Origin of the sequence: Mycobacterium sp. NPDC048908, from assembly GCF_043197955.1 — a bacterium.
In the GTDB taxonomy this organism is placed as follows: Bacteria; Actinomycetota; Actinomycetes; order Mycobacteriales; family Mycobacteriaceae; genus Mycobacterium.
In genome coordinates this window covers 277,723-299,719 of the sequence record NZ_JBICUE010000006.1, presented here as the reverse complement: position 1 = coordinate 299,719, position 21,997 = coordinate 277,723, and the positions used below count along the sequence as shown (strand labels likewise).

Annotated in this window: 20 protein-coding genes and 1 tRNA gene; 10 read left to right on the top strand and 11 right to left on the bottom strand. The window is 65.1% G+C overall.

The features are described from left to right. Positions 1-21: 21 nt before the first annotated feature. Positions 22-1,596, bottom strand: coding sequence for a helicase HerA-like domain-containing protein (locus ACGFK1_RS18495; RefSeq protein ID WP_393432053.1), 1,575 nt, complete (start codon positions 1,594-1,596; stop codon positions 22-24). A gap of 80 nt (positions 1,597-1,676) precedes the next feature. Between ACGFK1_RS18495 and orn the strand changes: the two genes are divergently transcribed. The 3 genes from orn to ACGFK1_RS18480 all read left to right on the top strand — a co-directional run bounded on the left by orn (position 1,677) and on the right by ACGFK1_RS18480 (position 4,049). Further along, complete coding sequence (gene orn, locus ACGFK1_RS18490; protein ID WP_393432050.1) at positions 1,677-2,324, top strand: oligoribonuclease; 648 nt, start codon at positions 1,677-1,679, stop codon at positions 2,322-2,324. A 31-nt stretch (positions 2,325-2,355) separates the two neighbouring features. Further along, positions 2,356-2,428 (top strand) — tRNA-His (locus ACGFK1_RS18485). 757 nt (positions 2,429-3,185) lie between these two features. After that, complete coding sequence (locus ACGFK1_RS18480; protein WP_393432047.1) at positions 3,186-4,049, top strand: NAD(P)-dependent oxidoreductase; 864 nt, start codon at positions 3,186-3,188, stop codon at positions 4,047-4,049. A 16-nt stretch (positions 4,050-4,065) separates the two neighbouring features. Here ACGFK1_RS18480 and ACGFK1_RS18475 read toward each other — a convergent pair whose 3' ends face one another. Beyond that, positions 4,066-4,416 carry a hypothetical protein gene (locus ACGFK1_RS18475; RefSeq protein ID WP_393432044.1) on the bottom strand — a complete coding sequence of 117 codons (351 nt, stop codon included), beginning with the start codon at positions 4,414-4,416 and terminating at the stop codon, positions 4,066-4,068. A 300-nt stretch (positions 4,417-4,716) separates the two neighbouring features. Here ACGFK1_RS18475 and ACGFK1_RS18470 point away from each other — a divergent pair, with 300 nt between their 5' ends. From ACGFK1_RS18470 to ACGFK1_RS18460, 3 genes are all read left to right on the top strand, one after another. Beyond that, a complete protein-coding gene (locus ACGFK1_RS18470; protein ID WP_393432041.1) occupies positions 4,717-5,715 on the top strand; it encodes a sugar ABC transporter substrate-binding protein in 999 nt (332 codons plus the stop codon). Then, on the top strand, positions 5,712-7,199 hold the full coding sequence (locus ACGFK1_RS18465) for a sugar ABC transporter ATP-binding protein (RefSeq protein ID WP_393432038.1): 1,488 nt from the start codon (positions 5,712-5,714) through the stop codon (positions 7,197-7,199). Before ACGFK1_RS18470 ends, ACGFK1_RS18465 begins: the two co-directional genes overlap by 4 nt. Positions 7,200-7,307: 108 nt before the next feature. Beyond that, a complete protein-coding gene (locus ACGFK1_RS18460; RefSeq protein WP_393432035.1) occupies positions 7,308-8,246 on the top strand; it encodes an ABC transporter permease in 939 nt (312 codons plus the stop codon). Positions 8,247-8,276: 30 nt separating this feature from the next. Here ACGFK1_RS18460 and ACGFK1_RS18455 read toward each other — a convergent pair whose 3' ends face one another. From ACGFK1_RS18455 to ACGFK1_RS18430, 6 genes are all read right to left on the bottom strand, one after another. Continuing rightward, positions 8,277-9,065, bottom strand: a complete 789-nt coding sequence (locus ACGFK1_RS18455) for an SDR family NAD(P)-dependent oxidoreductase (RefSeq protein WP_393432032.1) — start codon at positions 9,063-9,065, stop codon at positions 8,277-8,279. Positions 9,066-9,095: 30 nt separating this feature from the next. Beyond that, positions 9,096-9,857, bottom strand: coding sequence for an SDR family NAD(P)-dependent oxidoreductase (locus ACGFK1_RS18450; protein WP_393432028.1), 762 nt, complete (start codon positions 9,855-9,857; stop codon positions 9,096-9,098). After that, positions 9,857-10,915, bottom strand: coding sequence for a 2,3-butanediol dehydrogenase (locus tag ACGFK1_RS18445; RefSeq protein WP_393432025.1), 1,059 nt, complete (start codon positions 10,913-10,915; stop codon positions 9,857-9,859). Before ACGFK1_RS18445 ends, ACGFK1_RS18450 begins: the two co-directional genes overlap by 1 nt. A gap of 63 nt (positions 10,916-10,978) precedes the next feature. After that, positions 10,979-11,767: an SDR family NAD(P)-dependent oxidoreductase gene (locus ACGFK1_RS18440; RefSeq protein WP_393432022.1), complete on the bottom strand. Its 789-nt coding sequence runs from the start codon at positions 11,765-11,767 to the stop codon at positions 10,979-10,981. Positions 11,768-12,084: 317 nt separating this feature from the next. Beyond that, the gene (locus ACGFK1_RS18435; protein WP_393432019.1) at positions 12,085-13,116 is read right to left on the bottom strand and encodes a ketopantoate reductase family protein; all 1,032 of its coding nucleotides are present in this window, start codon (positions 13,114-13,116) and stop codon (positions 12,085-12,087) included. A gap of 6 nt (positions 13,117-13,122) precedes the next feature. After that, positions 13,123-13,419, bottom strand: a complete 297-nt coding sequence (locus ACGFK1_RS18430; RefSeq protein WP_393432016.1) for a Dabb family protein — start codon at positions 13,417-13,419, stop codon at positions 13,123-13,125. 272 nt (positions 13,420-13,691) lie between these two features. Here ACGFK1_RS18430 and ACGFK1_RS18425 point away from each other — a divergent pair, with 272 nt between their 5' ends. Further along, a complete protein-coding gene (locus ACGFK1_RS18425) occupies positions 13,692-14,738 on the top strand; it encodes a ketopantoate reductase family protein (protein ID WP_393432013.1) in 1,047 nt (348 codons plus the stop codon). 78 nt (positions 14,739-14,816) lie between these two features. Here the strand turns inward: ACGFK1_RS18425 and ACGFK1_RS18420 are convergent, their stop codons facing one another. Together ACGFK1_RS18420 and ACGFK1_RS18415 are read right to left on the bottom strand one after the other, a co-directional pair. Then, positions 14,817-16,073 (bottom strand): dihydrolipoamide acetyltransferase family protein, encoded by a 1,257-nt coding sequence (locus ACGFK1_RS18420; protein WP_393432010.1) that lies wholly within the window; start codon positions 16,071-16,073, stop codon positions 14,817-14,819. A gap of 17 nt (positions 16,074-16,090) precedes the next feature. Further along, positions 16,091-18,310, bottom strand: a complete 2,220-nt coding sequence (locus ACGFK1_RS18415; RefSeq protein WP_393432007.1) for a thiamine pyrophosphate-dependent enzyme — start codon at positions 18,308-18,310, stop codon at positions 16,091-16,093. Between the two features lie 156 nt (positions 18,311-18,466). Between ACGFK1_RS18415 and ACGFK1_RS18410 the strand changes: the two genes are divergently transcribed. From ACGFK1_RS18410 to ACGFK1_RS18400, 3 genes are all read left to right on the top strand, one after another. Beyond that, the gene (locus ACGFK1_RS18410) at positions 18,467-18,991 is read left to right on the top strand and encodes a VOC family protein (protein WP_393432005.1); all 525 of its coding nucleotides are present in this window, start codon (positions 18,467-18,469) and stop codon (positions 18,989-18,991) included. After that, positions 18,964-19,641, top strand: coding sequence for a GntR family transcriptional regulator (locus ACGFK1_RS18405; RefSeq protein WP_393432002.1), 678 nt, complete (start codon positions 18,964-18,966; stop codon positions 19,639-19,641). Before ACGFK1_RS18410 ends, ACGFK1_RS18405 begins: the two co-directional genes overlap by 28 nt. 135 nt (positions 19,642-19,776) lie before the next feature. Further along, complete coding sequence (locus ACGFK1_RS18400; protein WP_393431999.1) at positions 19,777-21,153, top strand: NADP-dependent succinic semialdehyde dehydrogenase; 1,377 nt, start codon at positions 19,777-19,779, stop codon at positions 21,151-21,153. 5 nt (positions 21,154-21,158) lie between these two features. Here the strand turns inward: ACGFK1_RS18400 and ACGFK1_RS18395 are convergent, their stop codons facing one another. Next, complete coding sequence (locus tag ACGFK1_RS18395) at positions 21,159-21,821, bottom strand: helix-turn-helix domain-containing protein (RefSeq protein ID WP_393431996.1); 663 nt, start codon at positions 21,819-21,821, stop codon at positions 21,159-21,161. Positions 21,822-21,997: the final 176 nt, after the last annotated feature.

The following is a 21,997-nucleotide window of genomic DNA, read 5'->3' as shown; positions in this document are numbered from 1 at the left end:
ATACAGTTTCGGCGCGACGTGCTAGCGCCTGCGGCGGCCGGTGCCGAAAATGCTGCGGGTGATCTCGCGGCCCGCCACCGTCGCCGCCGAGCGCAGGAAACTCTTGAACGCCGAACTCTGCAGCACCTCAGACACCATGCTGCCCTCGACGCCCCCGCGACTCTTCGCCTCGCCTTCGGCACTGGCGGGGGCAGGCGGCTGTTGTTGCGGTGGCGGCGGCGCATCGGCAGGCGGCGGCGCCACCTTGTTCTGCAGTATCTCGTAGGCCGATTGCGGATCGATCGTCTGGCCGTACTTGGCTTGTAGCGGACTGGCTTTCGCAGCCTCGGTGATCGCGTCGGTGCCGATCGCGCCCATCAACGAACGCGGCGAGCGCATCCTGGTCCACGCCACGGGCGTCGGCGCGCCCTTTTCCGACAGCACCGTCACGATTGCCTCGCCGATCCCCAGCGATGTCAACGCCTCCTCCAGGTCGTATACATCGGTCTTCGGGTAGGTGCGCACCGTCTTCGTCAACGCCTTCTGGTCGTCGGGCGTGAACGCGCGTAGCGCATGCTGGACGCGCGCGCCCAGCTGGCTGAGCACATCGTTGGGCACGTCGGTGGGCAGCTGGGTGCAGAAGAGCACGCCGACGCCCTTCGACCGGATCAACTTGACCGTCTGCTCGACCTGCTCGAGGAACACCTTGGACGCGTCGCTGAACAGCAGGTGCGCCTCGTCGAAGATGAACACCAGCTTCGGCTTGTCGACGTCGCCCACCTCAGGCAGCGCGGTGAACAGGTCGGCAAGCACCCACATCAGGAAGGTCGAGAACATCACCGGGCGCGCGGCCTGGTCGCCCAGTTCGAGCAGCGTGATGATGCCGCGACCCTGCGCGTCGGTACGCATCAGGTCGCTGGGCTCGAGTTCGGGCTCGCCGAAGAACGTGTCGGCGCCCTCGGCCTCCAAATTGATCAGTGCCCGCAGGATCACCCCGGCGGTCGACGCGGATACCGCACCGATCGCCTTGAGCTCCTCCTTGCCTTCGTCGCTGGTGAGGAACTGGATGACGGCCCGCAGGTCCTTCAGGTCAAGCAGCGCCAGCCCCTTCTGGTCGGCCCAGTGAAAGATCAGACCCAGGGTGGATTCTTGAGTTGGGTTGAGCCCCAGCACCTTTGACAGCAGTATCGGCCCGAAACTGGTCATCGTCGCGCGCACCGGCACTCCGACTCCCGACGTGCCAAGGGACAGGAACTCCACCGGGAACGCGGTCGGCCTCCAGGTGTCGCCGGTGTCCTTGCTTCGTTGCTCGATCTTGTCGCTGGCCTGACCCGGCTGCGACAGACCGGACAGGTCGCCCTTGAAGTCGGCCATCACCACCGGGACCCCCGCCGCCGACAACTGCTCGGCGATCACCTGCAGCGACTTCGTCTTGCCGGTGCCGGTGGCACCCGCGACCAGGCCGTGGCGGTTGACCGTGGCCAACGGGATACGTACAAGCGACGCCGGGTCGCATACTGCGTCGACGACGACGGCGCCAAGCTCGAGAGCCGCCCCATCAGTGGCGTAACCTGCGGCGATCTGCTGTGCGGAGTTGGCTGTCGACTCAGTCGTCATAGGTCGAAACACTACTAAGCATCGGCGCGCTCGGCGGGTGTGGGCGGCTGGTTGTCGCCGGACGGCTTACTGTGGCCCCTGTGCGTGACGAACTGGTGTGGATCGACTGCGAGATGACCGGTCTTGACCTCAAGACCGACCTGCTCATCGAGATCGCGGTGCTGGTCACCGATGCCGAGCTGAACATCCTGGGCGAGGGCATCGACGTGGTGATCCACGCCGATGACGCCGCACTGTCGTCGATGATCCCGGTGGTGACCGACATGCACACCCGCTCTGGCCTGATCGAGGAGGTGCGCGCGTCGAGCGTGGACGTGGCCGCGGCCGAGGAATTGGTCCTGGACTACATCCGCACCCACGTCAAGCAGGCCAAAACCGCTCCCCTGGCCGGTAACTCGATCGCCACCGACCGCGGGTTCATCGCCCGCGACATGCCCAAGCTCGACGACTACTTGCACTACCGGATGATCGACGTCAGCTCGATCAAAGAGCTGTGCCGCCGGTGGTATCCACGCATCTACTTCGGGCAGCCGGAGAAGGGGCTCGCGCATCGCGCGCTGGCCGACATCCACGAGTCGATCCGCGAGCTGCAGTACTACCGGCGCACCGCGTTCGTACCGCCTCCTGGACCGTCAACCAGCGAGATCACGGAGATCGCCGCCGAACTGGGTCCACCGAACGGCGCGGCGAAGGATATGGATTCGGCCAGGGAGCGCCCTAGCGGCTAATATCAACGGCGCCGCGCGGTTAGCGGCGATGGTGGCTGTAGTTCAGTTGGTAGAGCACCAGGTTGTGATCCTGGCTGTCGCGGGTTCGAGTCCCGTCAGCCACCCCGCAGGTCAGGGGCCGTTTCTGGTCCCTGACCTTTTTCTTCGTTTGGACCCTTCGCAACCTTATTGCAACCTCAAGCTATGCAGCGGACACATCGGAGCACCATCATGCCGCGCAGCCGATGTTCCGGTCGTCATCGGCGCAGTTGGGCGGACAAATGGCGATCGGCGGCGTACTGCAGTGCTGGCCTCGGTGTAGACCAGAGCTCCGAGCGGCGGTCATCTACTCGCATCTCCAAGAGTCCACAGAAACCGAGCAGATCACCGTCGCGGACATCACCGAACACGTCCGACTCGGCTTGGATGACACTCAATAAGTTGGCCGCACTCAGGTGGATCCCAGCGGTTTGGCAACAGGACCCGTGCCCACATTGTCGGCGCGAGACCGTTCTCGTTCGACCCCCACTGGGAGCGAACCAAACTGAGGAATACATCGACGTGCGCACCGCGCGCGAGTGTCGGTGCGGCGAGACGCTGACCCGTTCGCAGACTCTTCGAATACCCGAGCGGCCTCGGCCTGCCCGCAGAGCAACATGCGATCACGCGCCACCGCGTCCCTAACGAAATGGAATGCCTCGCTCGATGACGTGTGACGGATCGGGCCTGCGCTCCGGCGGGGTCTGACCGCGCAACGGCATGGGACTCAGACGCCGGACGGTCAGAGGTGTACATCAACAATGAACAGTATTGTGAACATCCTGGTCAATCGATTCGCTGGAATCGCGCTGACGACGACCAGCTACGAAAGAGGAAAACACCATGCCAACAGTAGGTTTCATCGGGTTGGGAACGATGGGCGCCGGCATGGCGCGCCGTTTGGTGGATGCGGGCCACGATGTCGTCGTGTGGAATCGGTCGACGGGTGCCACCGAGCCTTTTGCCGCCGCCGGCATACGTGTCGCGGACACCGCTCAAGAGGCGCTGCAGGCGGGCCTCGCCTTCTCCATGCTGGCCAATGACGACGCAGCCCTCAGCGTTTTCTCCGACGACGCGCTGGCTTCTGCCGTCGGCGCAACCCACGTCAACATGGCAACGGTCAGCGTGGACACGGCGCGGATCCTCGATGCCAAGCACCGAGCCGCCGGAGTCGGTTACATCGCCGCGCCCGTCCTGGGTCGGCCGCATCTCGCCGCTAGCGGTCAACTCAACATCGTCGCCGCGGGCCCCTTCGCAGACATCGAACGTGCGCGACCGTGTCTCGACGTGCTGGGGAAGAAATTCTGGTCCGTCGGAGACAAACCCGAACGGGCAAACCTGGTCAAAATAGCGGTGAACTACAACCTCATCCACACTCTGCAGGCACTCGCGGAATCGGTCACGATGGTCGAACGTGGCAACGTCTCGGGTGACACCTTCATCGAGATCCTCACCGACACGGCCTATACAGGAAGCGCTTACGCCGGTTATGGTCCCATGATCGCGCGGCGGAACTACGAGCCCGTTGGTTTCACCGTCGCCCTGGGTCTCAAGGATCTCGTGCTCGCCGAACAGGCAGCCGTCGACACCGGTACGGCGCTTCCCACGAGTTCCGCGTTGCGATCGCTGTTTGAGTCCGCCCTGGCCGACGAGGACCTCTCCAAGCTGGACTGGTCGGCGGTCGCCGAGGTGACCCGTCGACTCTGACCGGGTCACAAGATGGCTAGCGGGTTGATGAAGCACCCGTGTCGCCGTGGAGGCGTATCGGTGGATCAGCGATGCGCCTCCCACCTTCCTTGTATCCGCACGCCACGGCTAAGTCCTCCAGCCCTAGTCCGTCGAAGAAGGGCAACCCCATCGCGGTGATGCCGAGGACATGGGATTTGCGCCTGCACGCCTGCGACTCGGTGCGGTTCCACGTGCTGTCACCGTCGTAGCCCAGGGCAGCGATCTGCCGTTCGGCAAACCACGGCCTGGCGAGGATTCCAAATCCCGCCGCGGACTGCCCTATGTCTGGGGATGTTCCGTTTTCAGTCGCCTTCGAGTCGTGCTGGCGGTGCGGGATAGATGTCATGGCTGTCGCTTCAGTGAAACTACACATCGGCGGGCCAGGTTAAGCGAATGCGTCAACAAGAAATGTGCCGGCGCACAGCTATATCACAATCCGCATAGGGTTTTAGCTGCGGAAATGCCTAAACTGACCTCCCGCCTCACTGAGTGCTATCGCTGTGTAGGTACGGCCGTCATCACAATCTCTTTGTATAGTGACGATTGACACACTGTTCATCGTGAACTTAGGCTGACGGCCGCAACCCACCGCCTGCGACGACACCTCCCACCGTCGGGCTCGAAACGTTCACAAGGAGATGACCGCATGTCGAACGTGATGCGCCAATTGGCCGCGGGCGCGGTGAGTCTGGTGTGTGTGGCCAGCCTGACTGCCTGCAACCGTGACTCCGGCGAGTCCGCCACGACCGTCGGATACAGCACCTACACGGTGTCCAATCCGTTTTTCGCAGGCATGCAGAAGGGACTCGACGCCGGCAGTAGCAAGCACGGCTACCAGATGGTGACGACGAACGCGAATGGTGAACCGAGCCAACAGGTTAGCGATATCGAGAACCTTTTGAATCGTGGCGCCCAGTACCTCCTCCTCACGCCCGCGGATGGCAAAGCCGTCACCCCGGCCCTGAATGCCGCCAAAGTCAAGAACGTCCCGGTCATCTCGATCGCCGATTCGGTCGAGGGAGACATCACCTCGACCGTGAACCTGGACAACGTGGCAGCGGGCCAGATGGCCGCCCAGCAGATCGTCCAGTTTCTGACCACAGTGAACGGTGGGCCCCGTGGCAACGTCGTCAACATCACCGGCATCATCGGGACACCATCTGCGTCGGACCGCAACAAGGGGTTCCTCGAGGAGATCGGGAAGCATCCGGACATCCACATCGTGGCCACCCAGGACGGCGGCTACGACACGGAGAAGTCCAACGCGACTATGAACGACATCCTGCAGGCAAACCCGAAGGTAGACGCCGTCTTCAGCGGCAACGACGCCGAAGCGGTCGGCGTGAGTGCGGCGATCGAGGCCGCCGGACGTTTCAAATCGGTAGGCACACCCGGCCACATCTACGTGATCGGGGTCGACGGCTCCAAGCCCGCGATCGCCAACATCCGCGCGGGCATCCAGGATGCCTCCGTCAGCCAGAACCCGATCAAGATGGCCGAGAAGGCAATCGAGCTGGTCTCCGACCTCCAGGCGGGTAAGGAGGTTCCCAAGAACGTGGTCTACCCAGCGCAGCTGATCACCAAGGCGAACATCGACTCCTCCGAGGTGAAGGCCTACGGCATCTGGGCGGATGAGGTGCAATGACCTCCGGCGCGGCGGAGCTGACGCTGGAATCGATCACCAAGTCCTACGGCGGAGTGCATGCCCTCACCGACGTCACCATGACATTGCGACCCGGCAGCGTGGTCGCGCTCGCCGGTGAGAACGGCGCGGGCAAGTCGACCCTGATCAAGATCCTCGCAGGTGCCGTATCCGCCGACCAGGGAAGGATATTGCTCGGCGGCATCGAGCTGCCTGCCGACCCCAGACGCGTCATCGACGCCGGTGTCAGCGTCATCTATCAGGAGTTGACCGACATTCCGGACATGTCGGTGGTGGACAACGTGATGTTGGGCCGTCCGCTTCACAGCGCCAACGTGAGCAACCGACGTGGCAACAGGCGCGCCGCCCGTGACGCACTGTCCCGGGTCGGACTCGCCGACGTCGACGTGGCACGACCGGTCCGGTCGCTGACCCTGGCGCAACGCCAACTGGTGGAGATTGCCAGGTGTCTGGCACGAGAGGCTCGCGTCCTGGTGTTCGACGAACCCACCTCGGCGCTACCGGAAGACGACGTGAAGAAGCTGCACTTCTTGATCGGACGGCTCAAGCAGGAGGGCCTGACCATCGTCTACGTCAGCCACCACCTCGACGAACTGTTTGCGATCGCCGACAGGATCTGCGTGTTGCGGGACGGCCGTCTCGTCGACGACCGTCCGATCGGCGAGTGGACCGAGAGAGCGCTCATCAAGGCCATGCTCGCCAAGGAACTCGAACAGGCCTACCCCTTCGAGGCAAGGGAACTCGGCGACGTCTGCCTGTCGGTGTCAAACCTCAGCGCACCCGGCATTCGCCACGCGACGGTGACCGCGCGGGCCGGCGAGATCGTCGGCCTCGTCGGCCTCGCGGGCGCAGGGCGAACCGAACTGATGAAGGCGATCGCGGGGATCAACGACGTGTCCGCGGGCACCATCACGCGGTACACCACCACGCTGAAAGCGGGCAGCATCGCGGCGGCCAAGAAGCTCGGGATCGTGTACTCGCCGGAGGACCGCAAGTCCGAAGGCGTGATACTGGACAAGAGCATTCAGGACAACCTGATCTACGGCCTGTACCCCCAGGTCTCCCGCTACGGCATCCGGATGCCCGCGGTTCAGCGGAAGTTCGCGGCGGCGGCGATGAAGCGCTTCGGCGTAAAGGCCGAGTCACCGGCCACCGCCGTAGGGATGCTCTCCGGGGGCAACCAGCAGAAGGTGGTCCTCGCCCGCTCGGCGGCGGGTCAGCCCGCCGTCATGCTGTTGGACGATCCGACCCGCGGGGTCGATGTCGGTGCGAAATCCGGTATCTACCAACAGATCATCGAACTCGCGAAGGCAGGCGTCGCGGTCCTGCTGACGAGTTCGGACACCGACGAGGTGCTGGCGATGGCCGACCGCATCTACGTCCTTCGAGCGGGACGACTCGTTGGCGAAGTCGCCCGGTCGGACTACGACCGCGAACGTATCCTCCACCTCGCAGCCGCGGGCTGAACGAAAGCGCACACCACGACCATGACGACCACCGCAACATCGCCAGCGAGTGAAGGGCGCACGAGGTCAGACGATCAACGCGCGCCCAGGACCGACACCATCCGCCGAATGGCGAAGAGCCCGCTGTTCCCCATCGTTGCGGCCCTTGCCGTCGCCTGCGTCATCATGTTCATCCTCACGCCCAAGTTCCTCACCACGTCGAACCTGACGAACATCGTGACGCAGTCGTCGATCGTCGGAATCGCCGCAGTAGGAGCCACGTTCATCATCATCACCGGTGGCATCGACCTCTCGGTCGGCTCCAACATCGCGCTGTCCGGGATGCTCGCCGCGACGCTAGTCGGTGGCGGGCTGAACGGCGGGCTCGGAGTCCTCCTCACCATCGCCGTCGCCGCCCTCATCGGCGCGCTCAACGGGTTCTCGGTCACGGTGCTACGCCTCGCCCCGTTCATCGTCACCCTCGCCGTGCTCGGCATGGCCCGTGGTCTGACGTTGCAGATCAGCGGTGGGCAGAGTGTCTACGATCTGCCCGCCTCGTTCACCTGGCTGGGTGATGGCGCGCTACTCGGGCTGCCCGTGCCCGTGATCACCACACTGCTGATGTTCGCCATCGGTTACTTCGTGCTGAGTCGCAGCACGTTTGGCCATCAGGTCTATGCCGTCGGTGGCAACCGGGAGGCGGCGCGTCTGGCAGGCATCCGCGATCGCCGTGTCCTGTTCTTTGTCTACGCCATCGCCGGGGTCTGTGCGGGCATCGCTGCCATCACCCTCGTCGGCCGTCTGGGCTCGGCGACACCCACTGCCGCAACGGGATTGGAGCTACAGGTGATCGCCGCGGTGGTCATCGGCGGTACCAGCCTTTTCGGTGGCAAGGGTAGTCTGGCAGGAACCTTCGTCGGCGTGCTGCTCATCGGCGTGATCAACAACGGCCTGACGCTGCTCAACGTCAGCCCGTTCTGGGTTCAGTTCATGCAGGGCGCATTGATCTTCATCGCCGTGCTGCTGGACTCCTACAACTCGCGCAGGTTGTCGAAGAGCAAGCGCTGAGTCGGTCGGCCGGCGGGCCGTCGAAACGGCTTAAACCAGAACCATTCCCCCGTCTATGGCCATCACCTGTCCGGTGATGAAGTCGCTGTCCGAGCTGGCGAGGAACACCGCCGTCGGGACGATGTCCTCCACTACCGCGGCGCGGCCGAGCAGCGCTCCGGAAGCGAAGGCCGCGAAGGCATCGCCCTCCTTCTCGGCCGCGTTGATGTCGACCATGTCCTTGTCCAGCTGTGCCCACAGCGGGGTGTCCACCACGCCCGGCGAGAATCCGTTCACCGTGATCTGGTGGTCCGCCAGGGCCCGTGCCCCCGCCTGGATGATGGCCACCACCGCGAACTTGCTTGCGCAGTAGGGGACGAACTCCGCGTAACCCTGCCGGGAGGCGATGGACGCGGTGTTGACGATCTTGCCGCCGCCGCCCTGGGCGATCATCTGCTTGGCCGCTTCCTGCGTCCCGATCAGGACGCCGAGGGCGTTGACGTCCATGACGAGGTTCCAGTTCTCCTCCGTGACGTCGAGGAACTGCATGGGTTTGTTGAGGCCGGCATTGTTGAACATGACGTCGAGGCGACCGAATTCACGTGCGGTTCCGGCGATCGCAGCGCGCACGTCGTCGCGCTTCGTCACGTCCATCCCGACGCTGATCGCCGGATGCCCCTCGTCTCTGAGCGCGCCTGCCACGGCATCTGCGGCGGCCACATTGATGTCCCCGACAGCGACGTTCGCGCCTTCTGCGGCCAGGGCGCGGGCGATGCCAGCACCCATTCCCTGACCCGCACCCGTGACGAGAACGGTTCGGCCACTTACCCGATCGACCATCCTTGCGCTCCTGTCCGTGTCATGGCGCCGTCAGTGGAAGACGACGCCGCCGTTGACGTCCAGCGATGCCCCGGTGATGTACGACGCCGCCGGGGAGGCCAGCCACACCAGGGCATTGGCAATGGCCGACGGGGGTCCCGCGACCTTGAGCGGGATCTTCGCCCACTCGATGTCCTTCATCTCCTCAAAGGAGATTCCGCGCTCGGCGGCTTCAGTGTGCAAGGCCGCCCGGTGCATCTTGGTGTCGATGTTCCCCGGGCACACCGTGTTCACCCGGATGTCGGGGGCCAGTTCCTCGGCCAGCGCCTGCGCGAAGACGATGACGGCGGCCTTCGAGGCGCAGTAGGACGAGAAGTAGGCGTGTCCGGAACGGCCCCACCAGGACGAGATGAAGGTGATGCTGCCGTCATCACGCGAGAGCAGCGGCGTCAACGCGCGGGTCAGCAGGAAGGGCCCGGTGAGGTTGACGTCCAACACCTTTCGGAATTCCGCAGGATCCAGCTCGGTCACGGCGGCTGCAGTCTGCACGACACCGGCGACCAACGCGATTGTATTCAGTTGGCTGCGGGCGGAGCCGACCTCGGAGGCCAACGCGCTGACACTCCGTTCGTCGGTGATGTCGGTGACCTTGGTAGTGACGCGCGCACCGTCGACGTCCAGCTCCTCGGGCAACTGGTGGACCGCGTCGGCGGCATCGACCGCCACCACGTCGTATCCGTTGTCCAGGAACGCCTTAACGGTTTCGCGCCCGATGCCACCCGCGGCGCCCGTTACCAGAGCGACGTCACTCATCAGACCTCCACGAGGATCTTCTGCGCATCGCCGTTCGGGTTGACCAGGCGGTCGAAGCCACGTTCGACGATGTCGGCGACCGGCACGACGTCACTGACCGCCTTCTCGACCGGGAAGCGGCCCGACGCCACCAGCGCGATGATCCGCGGCCAGTCCGTGACCGGGTAGCACCACGTTCCGATCAGGCTCAGGTCCCGGTTGGACAGGTTCATCGGATCAATGGAGGCTGGTTTGGTGTGCAACCCGACCTGGGTGATGGTGCCGTGCGAACGCACGGCGTTCAGCGCGGCGTTCAGGCCTGCCTCCGAACCCGAGCACTCCGCGGCCACGTCGACGCCGATGCCGCCTGTCATGTCCTTGACCGCCGAGGTGATGTCGTCGGAGGTGGGGTCGAGCACGGTCGCAATGCCGAACGATGCTGCTAGAGCGCGGCGTTTCGGATTGGGCTCGGAGATGATGATCTGCGAGGCGCCGGCCGCGTGGGCGTAGAGCGCTGACAGGGCGCCGATGGGTCCGGCGCCGGTGATCAGGATGGAATCTCCTGCTGTGAACCCGGTCCGGTCGACACCGTAGGCGGCGACCGCCGATGGTTCGATCAGGGCGCCTTGCTTGTCGCTGACGCTGTCGGGGAGCACGCTCACCTGACTGGCGCTGAGCACCAGTTGTTCGGCGATCCCGCCGCCGTCGAAGCTGAGGCCCACGCATGCCATCTGCACGCACAGATGGTTGAGGCCACGCCTGCAGAAGTAGCACTCACCACAGAACACCAACGGCTGCACCGATACTCGGTCCCCTACGGACACCGAGGAGACGTCGTCGGCCACTTCGAGGACACGGGCGGACAGCTCGTGTCCGAGGACCTGCGGCGCCGCCGATCCCGTGAGGGGGTGCGGGGAGGTGGGGATGACGATCGGCCCAGCGAGATACTCATGGAGGTCCGTCCCGCAGATGCCGCAGAACATGGGACGCAGCCGGACCTGACCCCGCTTCAGCGGACCCGGCTCAGCCACCTCGTCAACGCGGATGTCGTGCTCGTCGTAGAAGATCGCGGCGCGCATTGTCGTTTGTACCTCTTCCTATTTCAGCGGATTGATCGTGCGGCCCACGGTGAGCCAGGCAGCTCAGACACTGGTGATCCCCCCATCGATGACGACCGCCGACCCGGTCTGGTAGGCCACGTCACCACGAAGCAGGAACATGACGGTCTGGGCGATCTCCCGGGGTGAGGCGTAGCGGCCGATGGGCGTGCCTTCCTCGAACCGGCGGCGTTCCCAGTCGGGGTCGTCGGGATTGACGAGGAGTTCGGAGCGCCGCATGAGCGGAGTTTCGATGGGGCCTGGGCACAAGCAGTTGATCCTGATGCCGTGTGCCGCCATCTCGCTGGCAGCGCTGCGAGTGAGCCCCAGGACCGCGTGCTTGGTGACAGCGTAATCGGAGCGTCCCGGCGCCGACTTGAGGCTGAGGATCGATCCCGTGTTCACCACGGCGCCGAAGCCTTCGGACACCATGTGCGGCAGAACCGCCTGCAATCCCCAGAACATGCTGTTGAGGTTGACGTCGATGACGCGGAGCCAGTCGGCGGGATCGGTGTCCAGGATCGACCTGTGCACGCCTTCGACGCCGGCGTTGTTGAAGAACAGCGTGGGTGGGCCGTGCTCGGCCGTCGCTGCGGCCGCATAGCCGAGTACCGCTGCGCGGTCGGCGACATCGGCCTGGTGTGGCACGACCGACGAGGTTGCCTCGTTCGCCATCGCCTCTGTCGCCGTCGCCTTGGCCGCGTCACCGTCGATGTCGACGGCCAGGACCTTCGCACCTGCGGCGGCAAGAGCGAGGGTCACCGCCTTGCCGATGCCGCTGCCCGCGCCGGTCACGATCGTCGACCGTGCCTCGAAGGACCATGCACTCGTCATCGCAGGATGTCCTATTCTCCGTTCTTGCAGTAGGTCTCCGCACTCGCGGGCGTTCGGTATTTGTGGACACCCGTCGAGCGGCCCGGGGGCGACCGTCGTTCGGGCGACCGCCGCAATGTAACCCGTCTCATGTCGAGAGATGACCCGCAATGCTGCAGGTCAATCGTGTCGAGCGACTCCTGGCTCCTCGACGGCGAGGCAGCGACGTTTTCCGATTGCGACGGCCGTCACACACGGACTGATTCATGACACTAAACACTCGTCACAGTGGTGTCAACCAACCGCCAGCCTCGGTGAAGCGGGGGACGCAGATTCGATCACACCGGTGTGGAGAGCGCCTCGCGCAATGCCGCAACGTTGTCGGTGGATCGCTTCAATTCGCCCCGTTCGATGCGGTGGGCAAGCTGAACGACCGCGTCGTTGACCGGCGCCGGCCGCCCGACCCGACGCAACTCGTCGACGACCCGCCCGTTGATCTGGTCGACTTCGCTGCGACGAGACTTCATCCAGTCCTGCAGCACGGTGGACAGCGTGTGCGACAGAACGTACTTGTCGAGGAGGACGTCCATCAGCGTGTCGACAAACCCGTGCGGATTCGTCTGATCGACCGAGGTGAGGCCGAAGATGGGCACGACAGAACGGCCGGCTGCCAGGGCGGCGTCGACCGCTTCATAGCCGGCCTGCAGCATCACGTCCTTCATCCCGGGGTGGTGTGCCGCCTCGACGATCGACAGGTCGAGGACGGCCGACGGAACGAGCTCGGCGGCGTTGATGACCAGTTTCATCCACTTCGCCGACCGGATGTCGTCGACCACGTCGACCGCGCCGGAGTGGCGCAACAGCGACGCCACCTCCTCCTCCCGGCCGGCCGTTGCCGACCCGAGGCTGCCGACGGCGAACCAGCTGCGCGACCGCGGCGAGTGACGATCGACCACGCCCGGTTCGAACATCGTCGAGGAAATCTCGATGACGGCTCCCAGTGTGCGCTCCGCGCCGAGAATCTCGGTCATGTCGTCGACCGTCATGCCGTTCTGGACGCCGACGGCGATTCCGTCGTCAGCGAGGTAAGGCTTGATCAGCTCACACGCCCAGCGCGTGTCGTAGGCCTTGACGAGCATCAACACGACGTCGAACCGTCGTCGCAGGGTTGCCACCTCGCAGAAGTGCAGCACCGGCACCTTCGCCGACACCGTCTCCTCGGGCGTCTCGATGCGGATGCCGTGCTGACGGGTCGCCTCGACGTGAGCCGGCCACTGCTCGATGAAGGTGACGTCATGGCCGGCTTCGGCCAGGTCCGCGCCGATCGCCGCTCCATTGGCGCCGGTTCCGACTATCGCGATCGATGGCATGGCTGCTCAGTACTCGTAGTCGACGATGGCTCGCCGGGCGACGAATTCGCCTGCGATCTTGGCTGCCTGCTGATGCTTCGGGTGCACCTGGTAGGCCTCGAGATCGGCGGTCGACCGGTGCTCGGAGACCAACACCACGTCCCAGTGTCCCTCGGCGGTCCCCAGATCCGGCCGCACGGTGATCGATACGACTTCGTCGAGCGCCGCCAACGCTTCGAGCACGTCCTGCATCCGACGAATGTGGGCCAGTCGCGCCTCCTCGTCGGGTGTGTTGAGTTCGAAGGCCACGATGTGTCTGATCACAAATGCTCCTTGGATGGCGTGCTCGACGCTGTGCATCAAAGCTTAACAGTTAAGGCGCTGCTACTCCCGATAAAGCCGGTCCCACTCCCCTGGGCGTACGACGAGCTCCTTTGTCGCGACTACCTTTGGGCCACAACCCAGTACGCGTCACCACTGACTAGCTCATGTTGGGTCTCGGCATCGGCCGCCACCGTGCCCCGTTGAAACGCTCCTGTACTTCACACCCGTATGTAGCATGCTGCTAAACACATCCCCTGGGAATGAGGCGCGCGGTGAGTATCGAAGAGCTCAATATTGCGGTGGTCGGGACGGGAGCAAACGGGGCCTCGCTCGGCGCAGACATGATCCGCGCGGGATTGTCGGTCACCTACATCGATCAGTGGCCGGCCCACGTCGACGCGATGCGGACGGACGGCCTCACCGTCAACTTCCCCGACGGCACCGTCGAACACACCGAGATAGACGCATACCACCTGTGCCAGGTCGCCGAACTCCGTCGCCCGTTCGACATCGTGTTCGTCAGCGTCAAGACCTACGACACCCGTTGGGCGGTCGAGCTACTCAAGCCGCTACTTCACCAGGAGTCCGTTGTCGTCGGCCTCCAGAACGGCATGACGATCGACGACGTGGCTGACATCGTGGGCGCTGAGCGAACCGTCGGCGCCGTATTGGGCATCGCGGCCAACATGTTCGAGCCCGGCGTCGTGAACCGCCAGGTGTCGCGCGCGGATACCTGGACCACCGTCGGCATGTATTCCGGCGTCCACACCCCGCAACTGGAGCACGTCCACGCCGTGCTGTCGACCGCCGCGGTGACCGAGACCTCGCGCGACATCCGGGCGTCGAAGTGGATGAAGCTCTTGGCCAACATTCCCGAGATGCTGCCCTCGGCCATCCTCGGCGTGCCCCTTCTCACCGCGGTGCACGTCCCCGGCGTCCGGGAGACGATGGACGCGGCGTCTCGCGAGGCGTACGCACTGGCAAAGGAACTCGGCATCGCGATGGTGCCGATATTCGGCATGACCGCACGCGACGTCCCCGATTCGGACCAGTATGCGCTCGACCTTCTCGACGCCGTCCTGAAGTCGTACTCGCTGGAGGACACACGCGTCGCGGTGCTGCAGGACTGGGACAAGAAGCGACACGCCGAACTCGATGCCTACAACGGCTACATCGTCGAGACTCGTCGGAAGCTCGGGGGCAGCGCGCCGGTGAACGAGGCAATCCTGCAGATTGCCAACAGGATCGAATCAGGAGACCTGACGCCGAGTTTGGACAACGCAGATCTTTTGGTTGCCGCAGGCGCTCTCGCCCACTGACCAAGCGGGGGCGCGGCCCCACGAATCACGACAATCGCGTCGATGTTGGGGACCCGCGCCCGGGTTGCCACCGTTCCCCTAGATCAGGATGGTCAATGGGTTCTCGATGCGTCTGACGAACGCCGCCATCCATTGGGCGGCGACCGCGCCGTCGATCACCCGATGGTCGGCCGACAGGGTGACCGTCATGACTGTGGCGGTGTCCAATTCGCCGTCCACGACGACCGGGCGCGGCGCCGCCCCTCCCACGGCGAGGATGCCGGACTGCGGTGGGTTGAGGATCGCCGAGAACTCGCTCACGCCGTACATGCCGAGATTCGACACCGAGAAGCTGCCGCCCTCGAGCTCCGCCTGCTTGAGCCGGCCCTCGCGGGCGCGCTGCGCGAGGTCGGCGACAGTGGTCGCCACGCCGGACAGCGACATGCTGTCCACGCCCCTCAACACCGGCGTGAGCAGTCCGCCGTCGACGGCCACGGCGACCGCGACGTCGACCTTCTCGAAGCGCCGAATCGACGTGTCGTTCCAGATCGCGTTGGCATCGGGTACCTCGACGAGGGCCCCGGCGACGGCCTTCACAACGAAGTCGTTGATCGACACCTTCACTGTTGCAGCCTCGTTGACCGAGCGGCGTAGCTCCATCAGCGCATCCACCCGACAGTCCGCCTTGAGGTAGAAGTGCGGCACGGTGGTCTTGCTCTCGGTCAGGCGCCTGGCAATCGCCTTGCGCATGCCCGTGAGCGGGATGTCGACGAAGCCGTCGTCCGCGGCAGCGGGGGCCGGAATCGGAGTCGGCGCCGTCGGCTCTGCGGCCGGCGCCTCGACGGCGACCGGTTCCGCGGCGGCCAACCGGTCGAGGTCGCGACGCACGATGCGTCCGCCGGGTCCGGTCCCCGTCACCGTAGCGAGGTCGATGTTCCTCTCGCCGGCCAGTTTTCGCACCAGGGGCGTGGCGAACAGGCGTTTACCGTTGGTGGCGGGCGACGCGGCGGGTGGCTTCTCGCCAACAGGTGCGGATTGGCGCTGCGACGCGGCCTCGAGCACGGGGGTTCCCGACTCGGGGTCGCGCGCCGCGGTGTCGGCCGGGGGTTCGACGTCGAGATCGGCGTCGCTCTCCCCCGGTGCCAGCAGGATGGCGATCGGGTCGCCGACGGCGACGGTGACACCGGGTTCGGCGATCAATCGTGCCAGCACGCCTGCGAACTCGGCGGCCACTTCGACGACGGCCTTCTCGGTTTCCACTTCGGCCAGCGGCTCGCCGACCGTGATTTCCTGGCCCTCGGAGACGAGCCACGCCTGGATCGCCGCCTCGGTCGCGTTGGCGACCACTTCGGGCATCCGTACCACCGTGGGCATCAGCGCTTACTTCCCGTCGTTTCGCTCGCCATGGGCTGCCCCATGCCGACTCTGATCTTCTCCAGGCCCGCGACGACCTCCTCGGTACCGGCGATTGCCGCCCGCTCCAACACCTTTGAGATGCTCGGTGAGGCCTCCTCGCCGGAGACCCGCTCCACGGGCTGGTCCAGCCAGTCGAACAACCGCCGCTGGATCTCGTCGGCAAGCCAGCCGCCGTACGAGCTACCCCGCGCCCCTTGCTCGACGATCAGCACGGCGTTGGTCTTCTTGACGCTGGCGGTGATCGTGTCCCAGTCAATCGAAGCGCGGTCGAGCCAACGCAGGTCGATGAGTTCGGCGTCGACTCCAGTCTGCTCGATGGCCTCCGCGCACCGCGCCACCATCGACAGATAACTGATCACCGTTACCTCGTTGCCCTGTCTGCGAATTGCCGCTTTACCGGGCGGGATCACATAGTCGAGATCTCCCTCGGGCACCTCGTCGGCCTTCCCGTACAGATCGATGTGCTCGATCACCAGTACCGGGTCCTGCAGCGCGAGGGCGGCGTTCATCAGTCCGACGTAGTCGGCGGCGGTGGACGGTGCCACGATCCGCCACCCGGGACTGCTGGAGAACACGCCCGCCGGGTCCATCAGGTGCTGGGAGCCGTAGCCCGACCCCATCGCCACCTTGGTCCGCAGCACGAACGGCACCGGGTTCTCTCCGCCGAACATGTGGCGCGCCTTGCCGATCTGGTTGAACACCTGATCGGCGGCCACCCACATGAAGTCGGGGTACATGAACTCGACTACGGGCCGGAACCGTCCGTCCAGCGCCAGCCCACCCCCGACGCCGGTGAAGGCGTTCTCGCTGATCGGAGTTCCGATCACCCGCTCGTCACCGTACTTGGCGGCCAAACCCTTTGTGGCGCCGTTGGTTCCGCCGCTGAGGCGGTGAACGTCCTCGCCGAACACCACGATGCGCTCGTCGGTCTCCATCCGGCGCTCCATCACGCCGGCGACCGCGTCGACGAACTTCACCTTGCGCCAAGGGCCTTTGTGATCAAGCGGATCGAGTGTGGTCAACTCGTCGAGCTCGCTCGCGTCACCGCGGACGCCGACGTTGACGAATCCCGGATCGGGCCAGAGGTCCTGACGGATCCGGCGCTTGCCGTCTTTGTCGGGGTCGGCCTCGGTGAGCTCAGCGGCCACCGCGGTCATGACTTCCTGCGCCTGGGTGCGCACCGATGCGACGCCCTGCTCGTCGATGAGTCCGAGTCCGATCATCTCGCGCGCCATCCGCTCCAGCGGATCGCGACGGCGCCATTCGGCTTCCTCCTCCTTCTGGCGGTAGCCGAAGGCGCTTCCGGGGTAGGGGCCGTTCTGGTGGAAGTATCGGTATACCTCGGCTTCGATGACGGCGGGGCCCTCGCCGCCGCGCATTCTCTCGACGGCGTTCTGCGTCGCGAGATGCACTGCGAGCGGGTCCATTCCGTCGACACGCCAACCGGGTATGCCGAAGCCCTGGCCACGTACCGAAAGCCGGGTGTCGGCGGTGATCTCGTCGACGTGGGTGGACACGGCGTAGAGGTTGTTCTCGATGAAAAAGCAGAACGGTAACTTCCACACCGCGGCAAGGTTCATGGTCTCGAGTACCGAACCAATCTGGCTGGCGCCGTCACCGAAGTAGCTGATGGTGAGGTCGGTTGTACCGCTGTGCTTTTGCGCCCAGGCGTTGCCCGCGCCCATCGGGACACCGCCGCCGACGATGGCGTTCGTCCCCAGCGCGCCTGCCTCGAACCACTGGAGGTGCATCGAGCCGCCGCGGCCCCGGCAGTACCCCTGTGCCAGTCCCAGGATCTCGGCGAGCGTGCGCTGCAACACCCGTTGGATCTTCGGTGTCACCACGGCGGCCGGATCGAGCGTGCCGCCACTGACGTGCGTCAGTGCCTTGGCGAGGAACTGGTGGTGACCACGATGTGAGCCGTTGACCGCATCGGTGGACCGCAGCGCAACGATGGATCCAACCGCGCCGCCCTCCTGTCCGATGCTGGAGTGCGCGGGTCCGTGCACCAAGCCTTCGCCGGCGAGCTCGAGCACCGTCTCCTCGAAGGCGCGTATGAGATGCAACTCGACGAGCATCGTCGCAAGCAACGCCGGGTCGGCGGCCTTCCAGTCGTCTTCCGTGGTCGTCAGCTCGACCCAGGGAGCACGTGTCTCAAGGCTGCGTTCGAGTGGCATGGACCCTCATCTCGGTTGGGAGGTAGCGCTCGACCAGCGTGAGCGCGACCACACCAAGATAACGCTATTGGATCCAATTTGGCTAATACGATGTAGCGCGCGGTGCGATTTCGCCTAGTCTGATCGTTATTGGATCCACTATCGCATAGGAGCGGCATGGCTTTGCCTGGACTGGTCGGCACCGACCACATCGGATTCACCGTGCCGGATCTCGACGAGGCTCACGACTTCTTCGTCCGGGTTCTGGGATGCACCCACGTCTATTCTTTGGGTCCGTTCGAGCACGACGACGACTGGATGCGCGAGCATCTCAACGTGCACCCGCGAACAGTGATGCGGCAACTGCGCTTCTACAGATGCGGCACTGGGGCCAACTTCGAGGTCTTCGAGTACGCACCCGCCGACGGGCGGGCGCCGATTCCGCGCAACAGCGACATCGGTGGCCACCACCTCGCCTTCTACGTCCACGACATGGATGCCGCAGTCGACTACCTCCGTGCCGAGGGCATTCGCGTCCTCGGCGAACCGACGGCAAGCCGGAACGCAAGCGAGGGCCAGCGCTGGGTGTACTTTCTGAGCCCGTGGGGGATGCAGTTCGAGCTGGTGAGCTTTCCGAACGGAAAGGCCTACGAGACGGAGGCCGAGGTGCTGCTGTGGAACCCGAACCGGCCAGCGGAGTAAGCCGCATCCGCGACGGGGTCACCGGCGCCCGTGTCGCGGACGAACTGCGTACGGCCATCCTGCGCGGCGCCTATCCGCCGGGGACGCGGTTGCGCCAGGAGGAGCTCGCCGCGCAGTTCGGCGCCAGCCGGGTGCCCGTGCGCGAGGCGCTGCGCATCCTGCAGTCGGAGGGCCTGATCACGACGGTGGCCAACACCGGCGCGTGGATCGCCCGGCTGAGCCTCGACGAATGCGTCGAGCTGTACCAGGTCCGAGAGCGGATCGAGCCACTGTTGCTGCGCTACAGCATGCCTGCTCTGTGCCCAGACCAGATCGACCGCCTGACCGAGTTGGTCGACGAGATGAAGCGCGCCCGCGACGTCGAGGAGTTCCTTGAACTCGACCGGGAATTCCACCTCGGCAGCTACGCCGGTGCGGACACCGGTTTCCTCGGGCCTACGGTCGAGCGACTGTGGAACACCACCCAGCACTACCGGCGCGCGTTCACCCGGCTCCTCGACCTCGACGGCAACCGCATCCTGCACGACGAGCACCACATGCTGGTGACGGCGATCCGCGAGCAGGACTGCGAGGAGGCAGAGCGCGTTCTGTGGGGCCACATTCGTCGCACCCGCCTCCAGTTGGCGCGTCATCCCGAGGTGTTCGCGTAGTTCGATCACCCCGTTGATTGCATCCAATCTTCGGGTTATTCTCGGTGTCGGGCGCTCCCGACGCACTCAACTGCTTCATATAGGATCCAAAGTGGTCGGAGCAGTCAAAGGCCTCGACTACGTAGGGATCTCCATATGCCGATCGCGACCATCAACCCGGCCACCGGGGAAACCGTCGAGACGTTCCAAGCCCACGACGATGCCCAGGTGGTTCGCCGCATTGCCCAGGCGCTCGAGGCGCACGTGGCGCTGCGCGACACCACCTACGCGGAACGCGCCGAATGGATGGTCGCTGCTGCCGAGGTGCTCGAAGCCGACGTCGAGAACGCCGCGCGGATGATCACCGTCGAGATGGGCAAGCCCATCGCCCAGTCCCGCGCCGAGGTACTCAAGTGCGCGAAGAACATGCGATTCTATGCCGAGCACGCCGAGTCGTTCCTGGCCTCCGAGTCACTGGCCGACCCATCTGCTGTCGCCGCCTCCCAGGCTGGTTCAGTCTGGCAACCGCTGGGTGTCGTGCTGGCCGTGATGCCGTGGAATTACCCTTTGTGGCAGGTGATTCGGTTTGCCGCCCCGGCGCTGATGGCAGGCAACACGGGTCTGCTCAAGCACGCATCGAACGTTCCGCAGGCCGCCCTGTACCTCGACGCCCTGTTCGAGAAGGGTGGCTTTCCGGCCGGGTCGTTCCGCACGCTGCTGATCGGATCCGCCGGAGTCGCCGCTGTCATCGAGGATCCGCGCGTGAAGGCCGTGACGCTGACCGGTTCGGAGCCTGCGGGGCGATCCGTTGCCGCGACGGCGGGCAACCAGATCAAGAAGGCGGTTCTTGAACTCGGCGGGTCGGACCCATTCGTCGTGATGCCCAGCGCCGACCTTGAGGCTGCCGCGACGACCGCCGTTAAGGCCCGGATATTGAACAACGGCCAATCCTGCATCGCCGCAAAGCGTTTCGTCGTTCACGCCGATGTTTACGACCGGTTCGCGGAGCTCTTCGTGGCGAAGATGGCCGCCCTGACCGTCGGCGATCCCATGAACGAGGGCGTCGATGTCGGGCCGCTGGCCACCGAATCGGGACGCAACGACGTGGCCGAGTTGGTCGACGACGCCGTCGCTAAGGGGGCTCGGGTACTTCTGGGCGGCTCTGCCCTCGACGGACCCGGATGGTTCTTCGCCCCGACCGTTCTGGCTGATCTCACCGACGAGATGCGAGTGGTGCTAGAGGAGACGTTTGGTCCGGTGGCGTCGCTCTACCGGGTGGCTGACCGCGACGAAGCCGTGAAGGTCGCCAACCAGACCACCTTCGGGCTCAGCTCCGCGGTGTGGACCACCGATGCGGCTGAACAGGTTTGGTTCGTCGAGCACCTCGACGCGGGTGCCGTATTCGTCAACGGCATGACCGTCTCGTACTCGGAGTTGCCATTCGGCGGTGTGAAGGCGTCCGGATACGGTCGCGAGTTGGCCGCGGCGGGCATCCGGGAGTTCTGCAACCTCAAGACGGTCTGGCGGGCCTGATCGCCTCAGTGAGCGCGGCCATGCACGAACCAGATGCCCTCGAAGGGCTCCGGTCCGGGGTTGCGCAGGACGTGCGGGATGCTCGAATCGAACCCGAGCGACTCGCCCTGGCGCAGGAGGAAGACCTCGCCGCCCACGGTCACCTCGATCTCGCCGGCCACCACGAAGCCGTATTCGTACCCGTCGTGGATCGAGAGGTGGTCACCGTCGCTCGACGAGGCGCCGGGCGCATAGGTGATCTTCATGAAGTTGACGCCGTGTTCCGGTGTTGCCGCAAGGCGCTCCCACACCACGCCCTCGGCCATTGTCAGGGAGGAGCGGTGCGAGGGGTGCACGACGGACACCCGGTTCGCGTATTCAGTTGGGCGCCAGGCGTGGACGGGATCCCTTCTGCCGTCGGAGCCGTTGTGAACCTTGGAGCCATTTGACGTGCTGCGGTTGCGCGCGGCGCCGACCGGGGCCGCAGTGGATTCGTCCTCGAACAGCTCGTCGACCGAGACGTTGAGTAGTCGGGAGAAGGCATAGAGCGTCGCGACCGAGGGTTGGGACTTACCGTTCTCGATCTGCGAAACAAGCGACGGGGACACATCGGCCTGCCGGGCGAGTTCGCGAAGCGATACCCCGGCCTGCTGCCTGATGGCCTTGAGTCGCCGGCCCAGTTGATCCATGGTGTCCCTGCCGTTCAGTGAGCTCCGCGTGACGTTCCGGCCGGTGTCGGACCGCCTGAAGAAACTTTAGCAGCACTGTACGTCGCGTCCCCTGAACGGCGGATTGGCGCGACCGCCAGGCTGCGTGGGTGCTGTCATTGCCCCTGAGGGCAGCGGGTGTTTATATATACTGAACA